17 protein-coding genes are annotated in these 16,937 nt (G+C 73.1%); 9 read left to right on the top strand and 8 right to left on the bottom strand.

Translation table 11 applies throughout. The features are described 5' to 3' along the window. The first annotated feature begins 419 nt into the window (after positions 1 to 419). The gene (locus IE219_RS22565; protein ID WP_030749207.1) at positions 420 to 764 is read left to right on the top strand and encodes a WhiB family transcriptional regulator; all 345 of its coding nucleotides are present in this window, start codon (positions 420 to 422) and stop codon (positions 762 to 764) included. A gap of 25 nt (positions 765 to 789) precedes the next feature. Here IE219_RS22565 and bagB read toward each other — a convergent pair whose 3' ends face one another. Beyond that, positions 790 to 2,235: an ATPase BagB gene (gene bagB, locus IE219_RS22560; protein WP_189980340.1), complete on the bottom strand. Its 1,446-nt coding sequence runs from the start codon at positions 2,233 to 2,235 to the stop codon at positions 790 to 792. Next, positions 2,232 to 3,197, bottom strand: a complete 966-nt coding sequence (bagA, locus tag IE219_RS22555) for an ATPase BagA (RefSeq protein ID WP_189980338.1) — start codon at positions 3,195 to 3,197, stop codon at positions 2,232 to 2,234. The genes bagB and bagA overlap by 4 nt, the downstream gene beginning before the upstream one ends. A 176-nt stretch (positions 3,198 to 3,373) precedes the next feature. Between bagA and sp36 the strand changes: the two genes are divergently transcribed. The 5 genes from sp36 (at position 3,374) to IE219_RS22530 (ending at position 6,975) form a co-directional block, all read left to right on the top strand. After that, on the top strand, positions 3,374 to 3,532 hold the full coding sequence (gene sp36 / locus IE219_RS22550; RefSeq protein ID WP_189980336.1) for a Sp36 family protein: 159 nt from the start codon (positions 3,374 to 3,376) through the stop codon (positions 3,530 to 3,532). After that, a complete protein-coding gene (locus IE219_RS22545; protein WP_189980334.1) occupies positions 3,529 to 3,999 on the top strand; it encodes a RidA family protein in 471 nt (156 codons plus the stop codon). Before sp36 ends, IE219_RS22545 begins: the two co-directional genes overlap by 4 nt. A 172-nt stretch (positions 4,000 to 4,171) precedes the next feature. Further along, positions 4,172 to 5,032, top strand: coding sequence for an NUDIX hydrolase (locus tag IE219_RS22540; protein ID WP_189980332.1), 861 nt, complete (start codon positions 4,172 to 4,174; stop codon positions 5,030 to 5,032). After that, positions 5,029 to 5,865, top strand: a complete 837-nt coding sequence (locus IE219_RS22535) for an MBL fold metallo-hydrolase (protein ID WP_189980330.1) — start codon at positions 5,029 to 5,031, stop codon at positions 5,863 to 5,865. Before IE219_RS22540 ends, IE219_RS22535 begins: the two co-directional genes overlap by 4 nt. A gap of 225 nt (positions 5,866 to 6,090) precedes the next feature. Continuing rightward, entirely contained in the window at positions 6,091 to 6,975 is an 885-nt protein-coding gene (locus IE219_RS22530) for a prohibitin family protein (RefSeq protein ID WP_189980328.1), read from the top strand. 92 nt (positions 6,976 to 7,067) lie between these two features. On the opposite strand, the gene IE219_RS22525 is transcribed toward IE219_RS22530, so the two are convergent. Next, positions 7,068 to 7,742 carry a Crp/Fnr family transcriptional regulator gene (locus IE219_RS22525; RefSeq protein WP_030495802.1) on the bottom strand — a complete coding sequence of 225 codons (675 nt, stop codon included), beginning with the start codon at positions 7,740 to 7,742 and terminating at the stop codon, positions 7,068 to 7,070. A gap of 501 nt (positions 7,743 to 8,243) precedes the next feature. Here IE219_RS22525 and nth point away from each other — a divergent pair. From nth to IE219_RS22510, 3 genes are all read left to right on the top strand, one after another. Further along, positions 8,244 to 9,230 (top strand): endonuclease III, encoded by a 987-nt coding sequence (gene nth / locus IE219_RS22520; protein ID WP_373298871.1) that lies wholly within the window; start codon positions 8,244 to 8,246, stop codon positions 9,228 to 9,230. Between the two features lie 64 nt (positions 9,231 to 9,294). Further along, positions 9,295 to 9,999 (top strand): NUDIX hydrolase, encoded by a 705-nt coding sequence (locus tag IE219_RS22515; RefSeq protein ID WP_189980324.1) that lies wholly within the window; start codon positions 9,295 to 9,297, stop codon positions 9,997 to 9,999. Between the two features lie 68 nt (positions 10,000 to 10,067). Continuing rightward, on the top strand, positions 10,068 to 11,267 hold the full coding sequence (locus tag IE219_RS22510) for a MarP family serine protease (RefSeq protein WP_189980322.1): 1,200 nt from the start codon (positions 10,068 to 10,070) through the stop codon (positions 11,265 to 11,267). Positions 11,268 to 11,342: 75 nt separating this feature from the next. On the opposite strand, the gene IE219_RS31905 is transcribed toward IE219_RS22510, so the two are convergent. The 5 genes from IE219_RS31905 to acs form a co-directional block, all read right to left on the bottom strand. Beyond that, complete coding sequence (locus tag IE219_RS31905; protein WP_229849941.1) at positions 11,343 to 11,537, bottom strand: hypothetical protein; 195 nt, start codon at positions 11,535 to 11,537, stop codon at positions 11,343 to 11,345. A gap of 118 nt (positions 11,538 to 11,655) precedes the next feature. Next, positions 11,656 to 12,591 carry an alpha/beta fold hydrolase gene (locus IE219_RS22505; protein WP_189980314.1) on the bottom strand — a complete coding sequence of 312 codons (936 nt, stop codon included), beginning with the start codon at positions 12,589 to 12,591 and terminating at the stop codon, positions 11,656 to 11,658. Beyond that, the gene (locus IE219_RS22500; protein WP_189980312.1) at positions 12,588 to 13,085 is read right to left on the bottom strand and encodes a phage holin family protein; all 498 of its coding nucleotides are present in this window, start codon (positions 13,083 to 13,085) and stop codon (positions 12,588 to 12,590) included. The genes IE219_RS22505 and IE219_RS22500 overlap by 4 nt, the downstream gene beginning before the upstream one ends. A gap of 35 nt (positions 13,086 to 13,120) precedes the next feature. After that, a complete protein-coding gene (gene nhaA / locus IE219_RS22495; protein ID WP_189980310.1) occupies positions 13,121 to 14,509 on the bottom strand; it encodes a Na+/H+ antiporter NhaA in 1,389 nt (462 codons plus the stop codon). Between the two features lie 271 nt (positions 14,510 to 14,780). Further along, complete coding sequence (gene acs / locus IE219_RS22490) at positions 14,781 to 16,793, bottom strand: acetate--CoA ligase (RefSeq protein ID WP_189980308.1); 2,013 nt, start codon at positions 16,791 to 16,793, stop codon at positions 14,781 to 14,783. Positions 16,794 to 16,937: the final 144 nt, after the last annotated feature.

Here is a 16,937-nt window from a genome sequence, read left to right as displayed (position 1 = left end):
ACGGCGGCGGCGCGCACCGCGGCGGCCCGGCGCACCGCGGGACGGCTACGTTCCCAATCGCCGGACACGCGGATATGCCTTGGCCTAAGCTGCTCCCGACTGTCACAGGAGTGCGGTCCCGTATCAACCCCCGTGCGGCATCCGTCTGGAATCCGGCACAGGTTTCCGCGCCCCCGAAGCGCGGACGACCACCTGTCCGATTCGCGAGTTGTACTGAGATACGCGGCTTAACACACGCATGTCCTTCGATCACTCCCCTGGGTGATCTGACGCGTACGCATAGTCCGTTCGGGCCATCCAAGATTGGGCCCGAAGGGGGTGTTGCGCCGTCTCCGCCTTCCGTAACGTCCCAACTGGCAGCGGTGAATATGCCGCTGCCGCCGTGGGGGAGCCTCGATTCGGGAGAGGACGGCGCCGGTATGGGCTGGGTAGCTGACTGGAGTGCGCAGGCGGCCTGCCGCACTACCGATCCGGATGAACTTTTCGTCCAGGGAGCGGCACAGAACAGGGCGAAGGCGGTGTGCACCGGCTGTCCGGTACGGACCGAGTGCCTTGCCGACGCCCTGGACAACCGCGTGGAGTTCGGCGTGTGGGGCGGCATGACGGAGCGCGAGCGCCGCGCCCTGCTGCGCCGGCGGCCCACGGTCACCTCGTGGCGCCGGCTCCTGGAGACCGCGCGCACCGAGTACGAGCGCGGCGCGGGCCTGCTGCCCGTCGCCATGCAGGACGACGCGACGTACGAGGAGTACGCCGCGGTCGGTTAGCCCCGGCCGCGCCGCGCGGGGTCCGTCAGGACCGGTCGCGCGGCAACGACAGGCGCTCACCTATGGCCCGCAGCCCGGCGAGGTCGTGCACATCGCCGGGCAGGGCGGCCACATCGGCCACCGGCACCTCGGGGTGCAGGGCCGTGAAGCGGTCACGCGTGCGCCGCTCGCGCGCGAGCACCCGCATCCGCTCCTCGTGGAGCCGGAGCAGACCCGCGGTCAGCCGGCGGACGTCCGGATCGGCCGTGGGGGCGGCCCCGGGCGCGCCCGGACCCTCTGGTGCGTCGGCCTCTGGTGCGTCGGTCTCGACGGCCGCCCCTGGTGCGGCGGACGTGTCGTGCGCGGTGCTTCCCGCGTCGGCGGGACGTGCCGTGGGGGACTTCGCCGAGGGAGCGGCGGCGGTGGCGGAGCGCGACGGCCCGGACGACGGTGCCGGGGCGTCACGCAGTCCATTCTTCCCGTCGCCCGGATCGGCCATGCGCCCCTCGTCAAGATTTTCCGCGGCGGCCCGCGCCCGCGCCGCCGACAGCCCGGCCGCCCCGCTGCCGTGCACCCGGTTCAGCACGAGACCGGCCAGCGGCATCCCCTCCGCGGCCAGCCGCTCCACGAAGTAGGCGGCCTCCCGCAGCGCGTCCCGCTCCGGCGCCGCCACCACCAGGAACGCCGTGCCCGGCGCCTGGAGCAGCCGGTAGGTGGCGTCCGCCCGGGTCCGGAAACCGCCGAACATCGTGTCCATCGCCGCCACGAACGTCTGCACGTCCCCCAGGAACTGACCCCCCAGCAGCTTCCCCAGCGTCCCCGTCATCATCGACATCCCGACGTTGAGGAACTTCATCCCCGCCCGGCCGCCGACCTTCGCCGGGGCCATCAGCAGCTTGATGAACTTCCCGTCCAGGAAGGACCCCAGCCGCTTCGGCGCGTCCAGGAAGTCCAGGGCCGACCGGGACGGCGGGGTGTCCACCACGATCAGGTCCCACTCGTCCCGGGCCCGCAGCTGCCCCAGCTTCTCCATCGCCATGTACTCCTGCGTACCGGCGAAACCGGCCGACAGGGACCGGTAGAAGGGGTTCTCCAGGATCGCCCGCGCCCGCGCGGGCTCCGCGTGCGCCTCGACGATCTCGTCGAAGGTCCGCTTCATGTCCAGCATCATGGCGTGCAGTTCGCCCCCGTCGGGGCCCTTCACCCCGTCCACCCGGCGGGGCGTGTTGTCCAGCGCGTCGATGCCCATCGACTGGGCCAGCCGCCGGGCCGGGTCGATGGTGAGGACGACCACCCGCCGGCCCCGCTCCGCCGCCCGCACGCCCAGCGCCGCCGCCGTGGTCGTCTTGCCGACCCCGCCCGCACCGCAGCAGACGATGATCCGGGTCCCCCGGTCGTCCAGGATCGGATCGACCTCCAGGAACGGCACCGCGTCGAGACCGCCCGCGGCGGTGCCCGGGGCCTTCTCCGCCCCGGCGAGCCTCTCCGTCACGCCGCACCCACCCCTTGCCTCCGCAGTTCCCTCGCCAGCCGGTAGAGGCCCGCGATGTCCGCCCCGTCGCCCAGGTACGGCAGCTCGTACGCGGGCAGGCCGAGGCCGTCCAGGACGGCCCGCTGCGCCCGCTCCAGCTCCACCCGGCGCGCGTGCCCGGCCGCCTCCTCCAGGAGCGGCCCCACCAGCGCGCCGGAGTCCGCGATCCCGGCCGAGGCCAGCGTCCGCGCGATCTCCTCCCGCCGCTCGCCGGAGGCGGCCCGCACCGCCGCCTCGTCGAGGACCCGCGGGCGGACCATGTTCACCACCACCCGGCCCACCGGCAGCCCCGCCGCGCGCAGTTCGGCGATGCCGTCCGCCGTCTCCTGGACCGGCATCTCCTCCAGCAGGGTCACCAGGTGCACCGCCGTCTCGGGGGACTTCAGGACCTTCATCACCGCCTGCGCCTGGTTGTGTATGGGGCCGATCCGGGCCAGCCCCGCCACCTCGTCGTTCACGTTGAGGAAGCGGGTCACGCGGCCGGTCGGCGGGGCGTCCATGACCACGTGGTCGTAGACCGGGCGCCCGTCCCGCCCGCGCCGCCGCACCGCCTCGCACGCCTTGCCGGTCAGCAGGACGTCCCGCACCCCCGGCGCGATCGTCGTCGCGAAGTCGATCGCGCCGAGCTTCTTCAGGGCGCGGCCCGCGCCGCCCAGTTTGTAGAACATCTGGAGGTAGTCGAGGAGGGCGCGCTCGGCGTCGATCGCCAGCGCGTACACCTCGCCGCCGCCCGGAGCCACGGCGATCTTGCGCTCCTCATAGGGAAGCGCCTCCGTCTCGAAGAGCTGTGCGATGCCCTGCCTGCCCTCGACCTCGACGAGGAGCGTGCGCTTCCCCTCCGTGGCGAGGGCGAGGGCCAGGGCGGCGGCCACCGTGGTCTTACCGGTACCGCCCTTGCCGCTGACGACCTGGAGCCTGCTCACGCTGTCGAGCCTAACCACTGGCGGGCCCGCGCAACCGGCGGACCGCCCCGGAGAAGCCCCCTAGGGGACGGCCGGGGGAGGGCCGGGGAGGGCGGGCCGGGACGGGGGAGCGGCGGGGCGGTGCCGGGGGAGAGCCTGGGCGGGCCCGCCCCGCCGCAGCGGCTACAGTCGGCTCCATGACCAAGTGGGAGTACGTCACGGTGCCGCTTCTGGTGCACGCGACCAAGCAGATTCTCGACAACTGGGGCCAGGACGGCTGGGAGCTCGTCCAGGTCGTGCCCGGCCCCAACCCGGAGCAGCTCGTGGCCTACATGAAGCGGGAGAAGACCGCGTGAGCGGGGCCGTCGAGGCGCGGATCACCGAGCTGGGCCTGAAGCTCCCCCAGGTCGTCCCGCCGATCGCCGCCTACCAGCCGGCCGTCCGCTCGGGCGCGTACGTCTACACCTCCGGCCAGCTCCCGATGGTCGAGGGCGCCCTCGCGCTGACCGGCAAGGTCGGCGCCGAGGTCACCCCCGAGCAGGCCAAGGAGCTCGCCGCCACCTGCGCGCTCAACGCGCTCGCGGCCGTGAAGTCGGTCGCCGGTGACCTCGACCGGATCAAGCGGGTCGTGAAGGTCGTCGGCTTCGTCGCCTCCGCCCCCGACTTCACCGGCCAGCCCGGCGTGATCAACGGCGCGAGCGAGCTGCTCGGCGAGATCCTCGGCGACAAGGGCGTCCACGCCCGCAGCGCCGTCGGCGTCACCGTCCTGCCGCTGGACGCGCCCGTCGAGGTCGAGGTCCAGGTCGAGCTGACCGAGGACTGACCCGCCCGGACCGGCCGCCCGCACTCCGGGTCCGGCCGCCGCCCGGGCCCTCCGAGCCGTCGCCCCGCACGCCCGGGGCGACGGCTTCGCGCGTTCAGGGGGCGGTGGCCCCGTGTGCGATGCGGGGCGGGTGGCTCTCGTGGATTCCCGTGCGTGCGCATAGCATCCGCCCATGTCGAATGGTCAGTGGTACCCGCCCGAATGGCCCGACCGCATCCGCGCCCTCGCCTCGGGCGAGCTGGTGCCGGTGACGCCGAGACGCGCCTCCACCGTCCTGCTGCTGCGCGACGCGGCCGGCGGGCCCGAGGTGCACATGCTGCGCCGCCGCACCTCGATGGCCTTCGCCGGTGGCGCGTACGCCTACCCCGGCGGCGGCGTCGACCCGCGCGACGAGCAGCCGGTCCGCTGGGCCGGTCCGCCCCTGGCGGAGTGGGCCGCCCGGCTCGGCCTCGACGACCCCGCGCAGGCCCAGGCGGTGGTCTGCGCCGCCGTCCGCGAGACCTTCGAGGAGTCGGGCGTGCTGCTCGCCGGGGAGACCGGGGAGGGCGTCGTCGGCGACACCACCGGCGAGGACTGGGAGCGCGACCGGCGGGCCCTGGTCGCCCGCGAGCTGTCCTTCGCGGACTTCCTCGACCGGCGCGGCCTGGCGCTCCGCTCGGACCTGCTGGGGGCGTGGGCCCGCTGGATCACCCCGGAGTTCGAGGCGCGGCGGTACGACACCTGGTTCTTCGTCGCCGCGCTCCCCGCGGGGCAGCGCACCCGGGACGTCTCCGGGGAGGCCGACCGCACCGTCTGGATCCGCCCGGCCGACGCCGCCGCGGGGTACGACCGGGGCGAGCTGACGATGATGCCGCCGACCATCGCGACCCTGCGCTCCCTCCAGCCCGCCGGCACCGCCGCCGAGGCCCTGGCGGAGGCCGGGAAGCAGGACATGGCGCCGGTCCTCGCCCGCGCGCGCGTGGAGGACGGCCAGGTGGTGCTCAGCTGGCCCGGCCACGAGGAGTTCACCCGGCGGATCGGGGGCGAGGCGTGAGCGACGCCGCCGCCCTGCCCGGTCAGCCGCGCGGACTCGTCGTCTCCGGCCCCGCGACCGCGCGGGCCGTGAACGTGCTCGCGCCCAACCCGTCCGCGATGACCCTGGACGGCACCAACACCTGGCTGCTCTCCGAGCCCGGCTCCGACCTGGCCGTGGTGGTCGACCCGGGCCCGCTCGACGAGGGCCACCTGCGGCGGGTGGCCGCCACCGCCGAGGAGGCGGGCAAGCGGATCGCGCTCACCCTGCTGACGCACGGCCACCCGGACCACGCGGAGGGCGCGGGCCGGTTCGCCGAACTGACCGGGACCGCCGTCCGGGCCCTGGACCCGGCGCTGCGGCTCGGCGACGAGGGGCTCGGCGAGGGCGACGTGGTCGCGGTCGGCGGCCTGGAGCTGCGGGTGGTGGCGACGCCGGGACACACCTCGGACTCGCTCTCCTTCCACCTCCCCGCCGACCGGGCGGTGCTGACGGGCGACACGGTCCTGGGGCGCGGCACGACGATGGTGGCGCACCCGGACGGGCGGCTCGGCGCGTACCTGGACTCGCTGCGGCGGCTGCGCTCGCTCACCGTCGACGACGGCGTCCACACGGTCCTGCCGGGCCACGGGCCGGTCCTGGAGGACGCGCGGGGGGCCCTGGAGTTCTACCTGGCGCACCGGGCGGCCCGGCTGGCCCAGGTGGAGGCGGCGGCCGCCGACGGCCACCTGACGGCGCCGGAGGTGGTGGCGCACGTGTACGCGGACGTGGACCGCTCGCTGTGGCCGGCCGCGGAACTCTCCGTACGGGCCCAGCTGGAGTACCTCAGGGAGCGCGGCCTGCCGCCCGCCTGAGCCCCGCGCGCGTGCCCCCGCTCCCGCGCCGCACGCGCGCGTGCCGCCGCTTTTTCCCGCACGCGCGCGTGCGCCTCGTACGGGCGGACGCGCTCGCCGCCGTACCGGCCGGTGCGTCCGTTTCGTACGGGCTCCGCATCCGGTCCGTACGGCGGGAACTTCCCGGGCCCTCCGGAGTGTCTTACGCTCCGCTTACATCTGGCCGAAGCTCCCGGGGGGAAGCCCGTGTTCGTCATAGCCATCTTGCTGGTCATCGCCGCTGTGGTGCTCTACTTCGTCGGCCGGTCGCAGGAGTCGACCGGCTGGAGGCTGGGGGCCGCCGGCGCGCTGGTGACCGGCCTGTTCTCGCTGATCGTGAGCATGGTCTACGTGGTCAGCGCCTACGAGGTCGGCGTGCCGGTCGCGTTCGGCAAGGTCGGTACGCCGATGACCTCCGGCCTGCACGTGAAGTCGCCGTTCACCGACGTCACCACCTTCTCGACCCGCCCGGTCGACCTCAACCTCTCCGACAAGGACGTGGTCGAGGTCCGCTCCTCGCAGGGCGGCGTCATGTACGCCGAGGTGACGGTGAAGTGGGCGGTGGTCCCGACCAAGGCCGTCGAGCTGTACAAGCTGGCCGGCAGCGCGGACGCCATCCAGCAGCGGCTGGTCTACCCGGACAGCCGGGAGATCGTCCGCAACGTCTTCGCCCGCTACTCCAGTGAGCAGGGCTACGCCTCCGACCGCGAGAAGATCAACGCCGAGATCGGCACCCTGATCAAGGACCGGCTGGCGCCGCGCGGCATCGACGTCACCACGGTCAACCTGCGGAACGTGAAGCCCTCGGACGCGCTCCAGGACCAGATCGACCGCAAGATCCAGCAGCAGCAGGCCACCGAGCGGGCCCTGGAGGCCGCCCGTACCGCCAAGGCGGACGCGGACCGCCGCCGGATCGAGGCGGAGGGCATCGCCCGCGCCAACAAGATCCTCAACGACTCGCTGACCGACAAGGTCCTGGCGAACCAGTGCATCGACGCCTACAAGGAGGCCGCGTCCAAGAACCCGGTCTACGCGGTGCCCTGCGGCAGCGGCGGCTCGTCCCCGGTCATCGTGGACGGCACCAAGCGCTGACCCGCCGTCCGCACGGCACACGGCAAGGGGCCGCCCGGTCGAACCGGGCGGCCCCTTCTCCGTACGTACGGGGCGGGCGTACGCGCGCGTGCCTACCGCGAGCGCTTCGCGAGGCGCTCCACGTCCAGCAGGATCACGGCGCGGGCCTCCAGGCGCAGCCAGCCGCGCTGGGCGAAGTCGGCGAGCGCCTTGTTGACCGTCTCGCGGGAGGCGCCGACCAGCTGGGCCAGCTCCTCCTGGGTGAGGTCGTGGACGACGTGGATGCCCTCCTCCGACTGCACGCCGAAGCGGCGCGACAGGTCGAGGAGCGCGCGGGCGACCCGGCCCGGCACGTCGGAGAAGACCAGGTCGGACATCTGGTCGTTGGTCTTGCGCAGCCGGCGGGCGACCGCGCGCAGCAGGGCGCCGGCCACCTCGGGCCGGGCGTTCAGCCAGGGCTGGAGGTCGCCGTGGCCGAGACCGAGCAGCTTGACCTCGGTCAGCGCGGTCGCGGTCGCGGTGCGCGGGCCCGGGTCGAAGAGGGAGAGCTCGCCGATCAGCTCGCCGGGGCCGAGGACGGCCAGCATGTTCTCGCGGCCGTCGGGGGAGGTGCGGTGCAGCTTCACCTTGCCCTCGGTGACCACGTACAGGCGGTCGCCCGGGTCTCCCTCGTGGAAGAGGGCGTCGCCACGGGCGAGCGTCACCTCACTCATCGAGGCGCGCAGCTCGGCGGCCTGCTCGTCATCGAGCGCCGCGAAGAGCGGGGCGCGCCGCAGAACGTCGTCCACGAGTTCACTCCTACTGTCGACCTGCTCACGGGACCTGAACTCCCATGATGCCGGACGTGCCAAACAGTGCGATCAATCACAACAAGTTTGACGCACCGGACGGCTTTGCCGAACGTCAGGGGCCCGATCGGGGTGCGATCGGCGCCGGGCGGGGCGGATGCCGCCCCCGGCCCCTAGGCTGGTCGGGTGTCCAACTCGCCGGTGAGAACGCAGGCCAAGGGGGCTGGGAGAGTGTCGGCCGAAGGTAATTCCGCTGTGGGCGAACACGGCGTGTCGAAGCGGTCGAAAGGGGTGAATCGGAAAAAGAGCCCCCAGGGGGAGAGCTCCACGCGGGCCGCCGGAACCCCCGCGAAGCCGTCGGCGAAGACCGTGCCCGGGACCGCCGCGAAGCCGTCGGCGGCGGCCGCGTCCGGGACCCCCGTGAAGCCTTCGGCGAAGGCCGCACCCGAGACCGCCCCGGAGCCCCCGGCCCGCACCGTGAAGAGGACTGCCCCGAAATCCGTGAAGAAGACCCCCGAGAAGAAGACCCCGGCGGACACCGCGAAGACGGCCCCGGCGAAGAAGGCCCCGCCGGAAGCCGGGAAGACCCCCGCGAGGACGGTCTCCGCCAAGGCCGCCGCCAAGACCCCGGGGAAGGTTCCCGCCGGGACCGGCTCCGCGAAGAGCGTCGCCGGGGCCGCCCGTCCCGAGTCCCGGCTGGCGCTGGTCCGCCGGGCCCGCCGGATCAACCGGGAGCTCGCGGAGGTCTACCCGTACGCCCATCCCGAGCTCGACTTCCGCAACCCCTTCGAGCTCCTCGTCGCCACCGTGCTCTCCGCGCAGACCACCGACCTGCGGGTGAACCAGACGACCCCGGCGCTCTTCGCCCGCTACCCGACCCCCGAGGACCTGGCCGCCGCCGTCCCCGAGGAGGTCGAGGAACTGATCCGCCCCACCGGCTTCTTCCGCGCCAAGACCAAGTCGATCATGGGTCTCTCCGCCGCCCTCCGGGACGACTTCGGCGGCGAGGTCCCCGGCCGTCTGGAGGACCTGGTCAAGCTCCCCGGCGTCGGCCGCAAGACCGCCTTCGTCGTCCTCGGCAACGTCTTCGGGGTCCCGGGAATCACCGTGGACACCCACTTCATGCGCCTGTCCCGCCGCTTCGGCTGGACCGTCTCCGACGACCCGGTCAAGATCGAGGCCGAGATCGCGGAGATCTTCCCCAGGAGCGACTGGACGATGCTCTCGCACCGGGTGATCTTCCACGGCCGCCGGATCTGCCACGCCCGCAGGCCCGCCTGCGGCGCCTGCCCGATCACCCACCTCTGCCCGGCCTACGGCGAGGGCGAGACCGACCCGGAGAAGGCGCGGAAGCTGCTCAAGTACGAGAAGGGCGGCTTCCCCGGCCAGCGGCTCAACCCGCCCGCCGACTACCCGGGCCGCCCCGCCCCGCCCGCCCCGGGCACCGCCCCCGGCACCGCCCCGGGGGCCGCCCCGGGGGCCGAGTGAGCACCGGACGGGCCGCCGGGAACGAAGCGGCACGGCGACGGCGTTGGACGACACGGGGGTGCCCATGACGCGCACGGACGAATCCACCTACGGCCCCGGCCCCGGCGGCCTGCTCGACCGCGCCGGCCTGCCCGACTGGCTCGCGCCGGTCGACCGGGCCGCCCGCACGGTCGCGCCCGAGCAGCTGAGCCGGTTCCTGCCGCCCGAGAGCGGCGCGGGTCGGCAGTCCGCCGTGCTCGTCCTCTTCGGCGAGGGCGAGCGGGGACCCGAACTGCTGCTCATGGAGCGGTCCGGCAGCCTCCGCTCGCACGCCGGGCAGCCCTCGTTCCCCGGCGGCGCCCTCGACCCCGAGGACGGCGCCCCGGCCGACGGCGGCCTGCTGCGCGCCGCGCTGCGGGAGGCCGAGGAGGAGACCGGCCTCGACCCGGCCGGGGTGCAGCTGTTCGGCGTGCTGCCCCGGCTCTACATCCCGGTCAGCGGCTTCGTCGTCACCCCCGTCCTCGGCTGGTGGCGGGCGCCGAGCCCGGTCGGCGTCGTCGACCCCGCCGAGACGGCCCGGGTCTTCACCGTGCCCGTGGCGGATCTCACGGACCCGGCCAACCGCGCCACCGCCGTCCACCCGGCCGGCCACGCGGGGCCCGCCTTCCTCGTCTCCTCCGCCCTGGTCTGGGGCTTCACCGCCGGGGTGATCGACCGGCTGCTCCACTTCGCGGGCTGGGAGCGCCCCTGGGACACCTCGCGGAAGGTCCCGCTCGACTGGCGGTCATGACAGGCTGACCCTCCGGGCGACCGGGGACGAGAACGGCGACCGGAAACGAATCTGCGAGGCTGACGACGGTGAACGTGCTGGACATCCTGCTGCTGCTCGCGGCCGTGTGGTTCGCGATCATCGGCTACCGCCAGGGCTTCGTGGTCGGCGTCCTCTCGGTGATCGGCTTCCTCGGCGGCGGGCTCGCCGCCGCCCTGCTCTTCCCGGTGCTGTGGAACCGGCTCACCGACAACAGCGAGATCACCACCGTGGTGACCGTCGTCTTCGTGATGGCGGTCATCGTCTGCGCCTCCGTCGGCCAGGCGTTCACCACCCACCTGGGGAACAAGCTCCGCCGCCACATCACCTGGTCACCGGCGCGCGCCGTGGACGCCACCGGCGGCGCGCTCGTCAACGTCGTCGCGATGCTGCTGGTGGCCTGGCTGATCGGCTCCGCCCTCGCCGAGACCTCGCTGCCCACCGTGGGCCGGGAGGTGCGCGGCTCCAAGGTGCTGCGCGGCGTCGAGGAGGTGATGCCCGGTCAGGTGACCGGCTGGTTCACCTCCTTCCGCTCGACGCTCGCCCGCAGCGGCTTCCCGCAGGTCTTCGGCCCCTTCGCCAACGAGCCGATCACCGACGTCCTGCCGCCCGACCCGGCGCTCGCCGGCAGTCCGGTCGCGGCCCTCGCCCAGCGCTCCATCGTCAAGGTCGTCGGTACGGCCCCGAGCTGCGGCAAGGTCCTGGAGGGCACCGGCTTCGTCTTCTCCGACCGCCGGGTCATGACCAACGCGCACGTGGTCGGCGGCGTCGACGAGCCCACCGTGCAGATCGGCGGCGAGGGCCGGCTGTACGACGCGAAGGTCGTCCTCTACGACTGGCGCCGCGACATCGCCGTCCTCGACGTGCCGGAGCTGAAGGCGACCCCGCTGCGGTTCACCGACCGCGAGGCGCACAGCGGCGACGGCGCCATCGTCGCCGGCTTCCCCGAGAACGGCTCGTACGACATCCGCTCCGCCCGCGTCCGCGGCCGGATCGACGCCGACGGACCGGACATCTACCACCGGGGCGAGGTGCGCAGGGAGGTCTACTCGCTGTACACGACGGTCCGTCAGGGGAACTCCGGCGGCCCGCTGCTCACCGAGGACGGCACGGTCTCGGGCGTGATCTTCGCCCGCTCCCGCGACGACGCCAACACCGGGTACGCGCTGACCGTCGAGGAGATCCGCGAGGACATCGAACTCGGCCGCACCGCCGGACAGCAGGTCGACACGGAGGGCTGCGCCCTCTGAGGCTGCGCCTTCTGAGGCTGCGCCCTCTGGAAAGGGGGCGCCCGCCCGCTCGTGGGTGCCCCCGCGACCGGGCCGTCAGGCCGTGTCGCGGGGATGGCGGAGCCGGGCGGAGACCCAGCGGGCCCGCCGCCTCAGGATGCGGGAGATCCCGACCGCCTGCCCGCCGGGGGGACCGCTGCCCTCGGGCGGGCCTCCCCGCTCGCGGGAGCCCGGCCCGGAGGCGGAGCGGCGGTCGCGTGCCGTGTCACCGTAGTCGTGCGTCCAGCCCATACCGGGACGTCTGCCCGGGGCCCGGGGTCGGTAACCGCTCCGGGGACGGCCAATTGGAGTATGCGCGGGGCACATGGCCGTTCGACGCAAACCCGTGCGGGCCCGGCCCGTACCGGCCTCAGCGGTCGGGCTCGGGGTCCTTCAGCCAGTTGACCAGCTCCGCGGTGAAGGCCGCCGGGTCCTCCTCGTGCGGGAAGTGCCCGAGGCCGTCGAAGAGGCGCCAGCGGTACGGGGCTTCCACGTACTCGCCGGAACCGGCCGCGCTGCGGGTCCGCATCACCGGGTCCAGCGAGCCGTGCAGGTGCAGCGTCGGCACCCGCACCGGCCGCTTCATGCGCCGGTTGAACTGGATGCCGTCCGGGCGGGCCAGCGAGCGGACCAGCCAGCGGTACGGCTCGATCGAGCAGTGCGCGGTGGACGGGACGAGCATCGCCCGCCGGTACGCCTCCACCGCCTCCTCGTCGACCGGGCGCGGGCCCGACCACTCCCGGATCAGACGCCCCACCAGCTCGGCGTCGTCCGCGACGAGCTGACGCTCCGGCAGCCACGGCCGCTGGAAGCCCCAGACGTGCGAACCGGCCCGGGACTGGGAGAAGTCGGAGAGCATCGCCGAACGCCAGCGGCGCGGGTGCGGCATCGAGGAGACCACCAGCCGGCGGACCAGCTTGGGCCGCATGACCGCCGCCGTCCAGGCGAGGTAGCCGCCGAGGTCGTGGCCGACGAGGGCGGCGTCCGGCTCGCCGAGCGAGCGGACCACGCCGGTGATGTCGAGGGCCAGGTTGGCGGGGTCGTAGCCGCGGGGGGTGCGGTCGCTGCCGCCGACCCCGCGCAGGTCCATCGCGACCGCCCGGAAACCGGCCTCGGCGAGCGCCGGCAGCTGGTGGCGCCAGGTCCACCAGAACTGCGGGAAGCCGTGCAGCAGCAGCACCAGGGGGCCGTCGCCCATCTCGGCGATGTGGAAGCGGGCGCCGTTGGCGGCGACGTCCCGGTGGGTCCACGGCCCGTCGAGGCGCACGGGCCCGCCGCCTGGATTGCTGCTCTCGGGGAGGGTCATACGGACGAGCGTGCCACAGACTGGGCCTTGGCCATCGTCGCGTCCGCGTCGGGGAGGCCCTCGGGGCGCGGGTGCGGCTTCACGTTCTGCATGACGGCCGCGGTCTGCTTCGCCGAGGCGATGGACTTCTCCGGCGGCTTGACCTTCTTGAACTTGGAGACGGCGATCGCGCCGAGGAGGCCCGCGAGCAGCACGTTGAAGGCGAAGGACAGCAGGAAGCACCAGACCAGGTTCCAGCCGCCGTTGCCGTTGTGCCCGCCGGTCCAGGTGTTGATGGCGTACGCGAGCGCGAAGCTCAGCATCGGCAGCGAGAACAGCAGCACCACCAGGGCGCCGACGCCCATGACCGCGCCGATCCCGCCGCGCTTCACGTCCTGTCGCAGTTCGGCCTTGGCCAGCGCGATCTCGTCGTGCACCAGTGCGGACATCTCGGCGGTCGCCGAGGCGACCAGCTGGCCGAGGCTGCGCTCGGTTCCGTCGAACGGGTCGCTCATCGCTCTCCCTCTCCTTTTGTACGGTCCGAGTCAGATCATGCCGGACGGTCGGCCCCGTCGCTCGGTGCCCCCGCCAGACGGGCGCGCTCGCGGTGCTCCGCCGCCTTCCGCTCGTGGATCTCGGCCATCCGGAGGTGGTACGCCTCGGTGCCCTCCTCGTACACGTCGGGGATGCCGTCCCCGTCCTCGTCGCGGTCCTCCTCCGTGACGAGGAGCTGGTACTTCCTGACCCGCAGCTTGATCAGGAGGCAGGCGAGGGCGGCGGCGATCAGGGAGCCCATCAGGACCGCGGCCTTCACCTCGTCGGCGAGCGCCGGGTCGTCGGCGAAGGCGAGCTCGCCGATGAGGAGGGAGACGGTGAAGCCGATGCCGGCGAGGACGGAGACGGCGAAGACGTCCGGCCAGGACAGCTCGGGGTTGAGCTTGGCGCGGGTGAAGCGGGCGGTGAGCCAGGTGCCGCCGAAGATGCCGACGGCCTTGCCGACGACCAGGCCGAGGACGACGCCGAGGGTGACGGGCTGGGTGAACACGTCGCGCAGCGCCCCGCCGGAGACGACCACGCCGGCCGAGAACAGAGCGAAGAGGGGGACGGCGAGCCCGGCGGAGAGCGGGCGGACCAGGTGCTCGACGTGCTCGCCGGGGGAGTGCTCCTCGCCCTCGCGGGTGGTGCAGCGGAGCATCAGGCCCATGGCGACGCCGGCGATGGTGGCGTGGACGCCGCTGTTGTACATCAGGCCCCAGATCACCAGGGCCAGCGGCACGTACACGTACCAGCCGCGGACCTCCTTGCGGAGCAGGAACCAGAAGAGGGCGAGGCCGGCGAAGGCGCCGCCGAGGGCCGCGAAGTTCAGGTCGCTGGTGAAGAAGACCGCGATGATCAGGATGGCGAAGAGGTCGTCGACGACCGCGAGGGTGAGCAGGAAGGCCCGCAGGGACGAGGGCAGCGAGGTCCCGATGACCGCGAGGACGGCGAGCGCGAAGGCGATGTCGGTGGCGGTGGGGACGGCCCAGCCGTCCAGCGAGCCGCCGCCGACGGTGTTGACGAGGACGTAGACGAGGGCCGGGGTGGCCATGCCGCAGAGGGCGGCGACGACGGGCAGGGCGGCGGCCCGGGGGTCGCGCAGCTCACCGGCGACGAGTTCCCGCTTGAGCTCGACGCCGGCGACGAAGAAGAAGACGGCGAGGAGGCCGTCGGCGGCCCAGTGCTCGACGGAGAGGTTCAGGCCGAGGGCGGCGGGGCCGAAGTGGAAGTCGCTGACCGCCTCGTAGCCGTCGTGGAAGGTGTTGGCCCAGATGAGGGCGACGACGGCGGCGACGAGGAGCAGGACGCCGCCGACGGTCTCGGTGCGCAGGGCGTCGGTGAGGTGGCGGCGCTCGGGCAGCGAGAGCCGGCCCAGGAATTTGCGGTCGGTGGGGGCGGACATGACGGTGGACCTCCGGTCGGGCGGGCAGGGCAGAGCACATGCCGACCAGACTTCCCGGCGCACCTAGGTCTTTCCGCGGGCCTCCCCGCGGCGCCGTTGACGCGATCCTGTCGCGGTCCTGACGCGTTCCTTACCTTACCTAACGAGCTGGGCCAGTGTCCGGCGAGGTTCACTTTATGGCTTTATCTCCTTTTCTTCCTCGTGGAAGAGGCGCACGGGAAGGGCCCGCCCCGGTCTCCCGGGGCGGGCCCTTCTGTCGCGGCGGTGCGGCTCAGTCCTCGCTGGAGGCGGCCGGCAGCTGCGTCTGGATGAGCGACATGACCGAGGAGTCGGCCAGGGTGGTGACGTCGCCCACCTCGCGGTTCTCGGCCACGTCGCGCAGCAGGCGGCGCATGATCTTGCCGGAGCGGGTCTTCGGCAGCTCGGCCACCGGCAGGATCCGCTTCGGCTTGGCGATCGGGCCGAGCGTGGCGCCGACGTGGTTGCGCAGCTCGGCGACGAGGGCCTCGTCCTCGCTGGCGCCGCCGCGCAGGATCACGAAGGCGACGATCGCCTGGCCGGTGGTCTCGTCGGCGGCGCCGACGACGGCCGCCTCGGCCACCGACGGGTGGGAGACGAGCGCCGACTCGACCTCGGTGGTCGAGATGTTGTGGCCGGAGACCAGCATGACGTCGTCGACGCGGCCGAGGAGCCAGATGTCGCCGTCGTCGTCCTTCTTCGCGCCGTCGCCCGCGAAGTACCTGCCCTCGAAGCGGGACCAGTAGGTGTCGATGAAGCGCTGGTCGTCGCCCCAGATGGTGCGGAGCATCGACGGCCACGGCTCGGTCAGCACCAGGTAGCCGCCGCCCCCGTTCGGGACCTCGTTGGCCTCGTCGTCGACGACGGTGGCCGAGATGCCCGGCAGCGGGCGCTGGGCGGAGCCCGGCTTGGTCTCGGTCACGCCCGGCAGCGGCGAGATCATCATGGCGCCGGTCTCGGTCTGCCACCAGGTGTCCACGATGGGGCACTTGTCGGCGCCGATGTGCTTGCGGTACCACATCCACGCCTCGGGGTTGATCGGCTCGCCGACCGACCCGAGGACGCGCAGCGACGACAGGTCGAACTTGGCGGGGATGTCGTCGCCCCACTTCATGAACGTGCGGATCGCGGTCGGCGCCGTGTAGAGGATGGTGACGCCGTACTTCTGCACGATCTCCCAGAACCGGCCCTGGTGCGGGGTGTCCGGGGTGCCCTCGTACATGACCTGCGTCGCGCCGTTGGCCAGCGGGCCGTAGACGATGTACGAGTGGCCGGTGACCCAGCCGATGTCGGCCGTGCACCAGTAGACGTCGGTCTCCGGCTTGAGGTCGAAGACGGCGTGGTGGGTGTAGGCGGCCTGGGTGAGGTAGCCGCCGGAGGTGTGCAGGATGCCCTTCGGCTTCCCCGTGGTGCCCGAGGTGTAGAGGATGAACAGCGGGTGCTCCGCCGGGAACGCCTCGGGGGTGTGCTCGGCCGACTGGCGGGCGACGATGTCGTGCCACCACACGTCGCGGCCCTCGGCGAAGGCGGTGTCCTCGCCGGTGCGGCGGACCACGAGCACGTGCTCGACCTGCGGACACTTGGTGACGGCCTCGTCGATGGCCGGCTTCAGCGCGGACGGCTTGCCGCGGCGGTAGCCGCCGTCGGCGGTCACGACCACCTTGGCGTCGGCGTCCTGGATGCGGGAGGCGACGGCGTCGGCGGAGAAGCCGCCGAAGACGACCGAGTGGGCGGCACCGACGCGGGCGCAGGCCAGCATGGTGATCGCGGCCTCGGGGATCATCGGCAGGTAGACCGCCACCCGGTCGCCCTTGCGGACGCCCAGCTCGGTCAGGGCGTTGGCGGCCCGGGAGACCTCGTCCTTGAGCTCGGCGTAGGTGATCGAGCGGCTGTCGCCCGGCTCGCCCTCGAAGTGGATGGCGACGCGGTCGCCGTTCCCGGCCTCGACGTGCCGGTCGACGCAGTTGTACGCCACGTTCAGCTCGCCGTCGGCGAACCACTTGGCGAACGGCGGATTCGACCAGTCGAGGGTCTCGGTCGGCTCGGTGGCCCAAGTCAGCCGCCCGGCCTGCTCGGCCCAGAAGCCCAGCCTGTCCGCCTCGGCCTGCTCGTACGCCTCGGCCGTCACGTTGGCGTGCGCGGCCAGCTCGGCGGGCGGCGCGAAACGCCGCTCTTCCCGGAGCAGATTGGCCAGGCTCTCGTTGCTCACGACTTCTCCCTTTCCCAGGGCGTCCTCTGTGCGTATGTGTCCCGTGTCATAGCTCATCAGCCCGATGCCCCGGGTGACAAGAGTCTCCGGGTAATTGGTTTAGACCTGTGAGTGGCCTGATGGTGGCTTGACGGGCGGTGGCCCCTTCTCCCGAGCGGAGGAAGAAGGGGCCACACAGTCTCACGGACGAGGGAACCCGAA

The organism is Streptomyces termitum, from assembly GCF_014650175.1.
Classification (GTDB): Bacteria; Actinomycetota; Actinomycetes; order Streptomycetales; family Streptomycetaceae; genus Streptomyces; species Streptomyces termitum.
This window is presented reverse-complemented; position numbering and strand designations above follow the sequence as displayed.

Excerpts from the sequence above, each read along its gene's own strand:
- IE219_RS22565 (WP_030749207.1), top strand. The coding sequence starts at position 420 with ATGGGCTGGGTAGCTGACTGGAGTGCGCAGGCGGCCTGCCGCACTACC.
- sp36 (WP_189980336.1), top strand. The coding sequence starts at position 3,374 with ATGACCAAGTGGGAGTACGTCACGGTGCCGCTTCTGGTGCACGCGACC.
- IE219_RS22540 (WP_189980332.1), top strand. The coding sequence starts at position 4,172 with ATGTCGAATGGTCAGTGGTACCCGCCCGAATGGCCCGACCGCATCCGC.
- IE219_RS22515 (WP_189980324.1), top strand. The coding sequence starts at position 9,295 with ATGACGCGCACGGACGAATCCACCTACGGCCCCGGCCCCGGCGGCCTG.
- IE219_RS31905 (WP_229849941.1), bottom strand. The coding sequence starts at position 11,537 with ATGGGCTGGACGCACGACTACGGTGACACGGCACGCGACCGCCGCTCC.
- IE219_RS22505 (WP_189980314.1), bottom strand. The coding sequence starts at position 12,591 with ATGACCCTCCCCGAGAGCAGCAATCCAGGCGGCGGGCCCGTGCGCCTC.
- IE219_RS22500 (WP_189980312.1), bottom strand. The coding sequence starts at position 13,085 with ATGAGCGACCCGTTCGACGGAACCGAGCGCAGCCTCGGCCAGCTGGTC.
- nhaA (WP_189980310.1), bottom strand. The coding sequence starts at position 14,509 with ATGTCCGCCCCCACCGACCGCAAATTCCTGGGCCGGCTCTCGCTGCCC.
- acs (WP_189980308.1), bottom strand. The coding sequence starts at position 16,793 with ATGAGCTATGACACGGGACACATACGCACAGAGGACGCCCTGGGAAAG.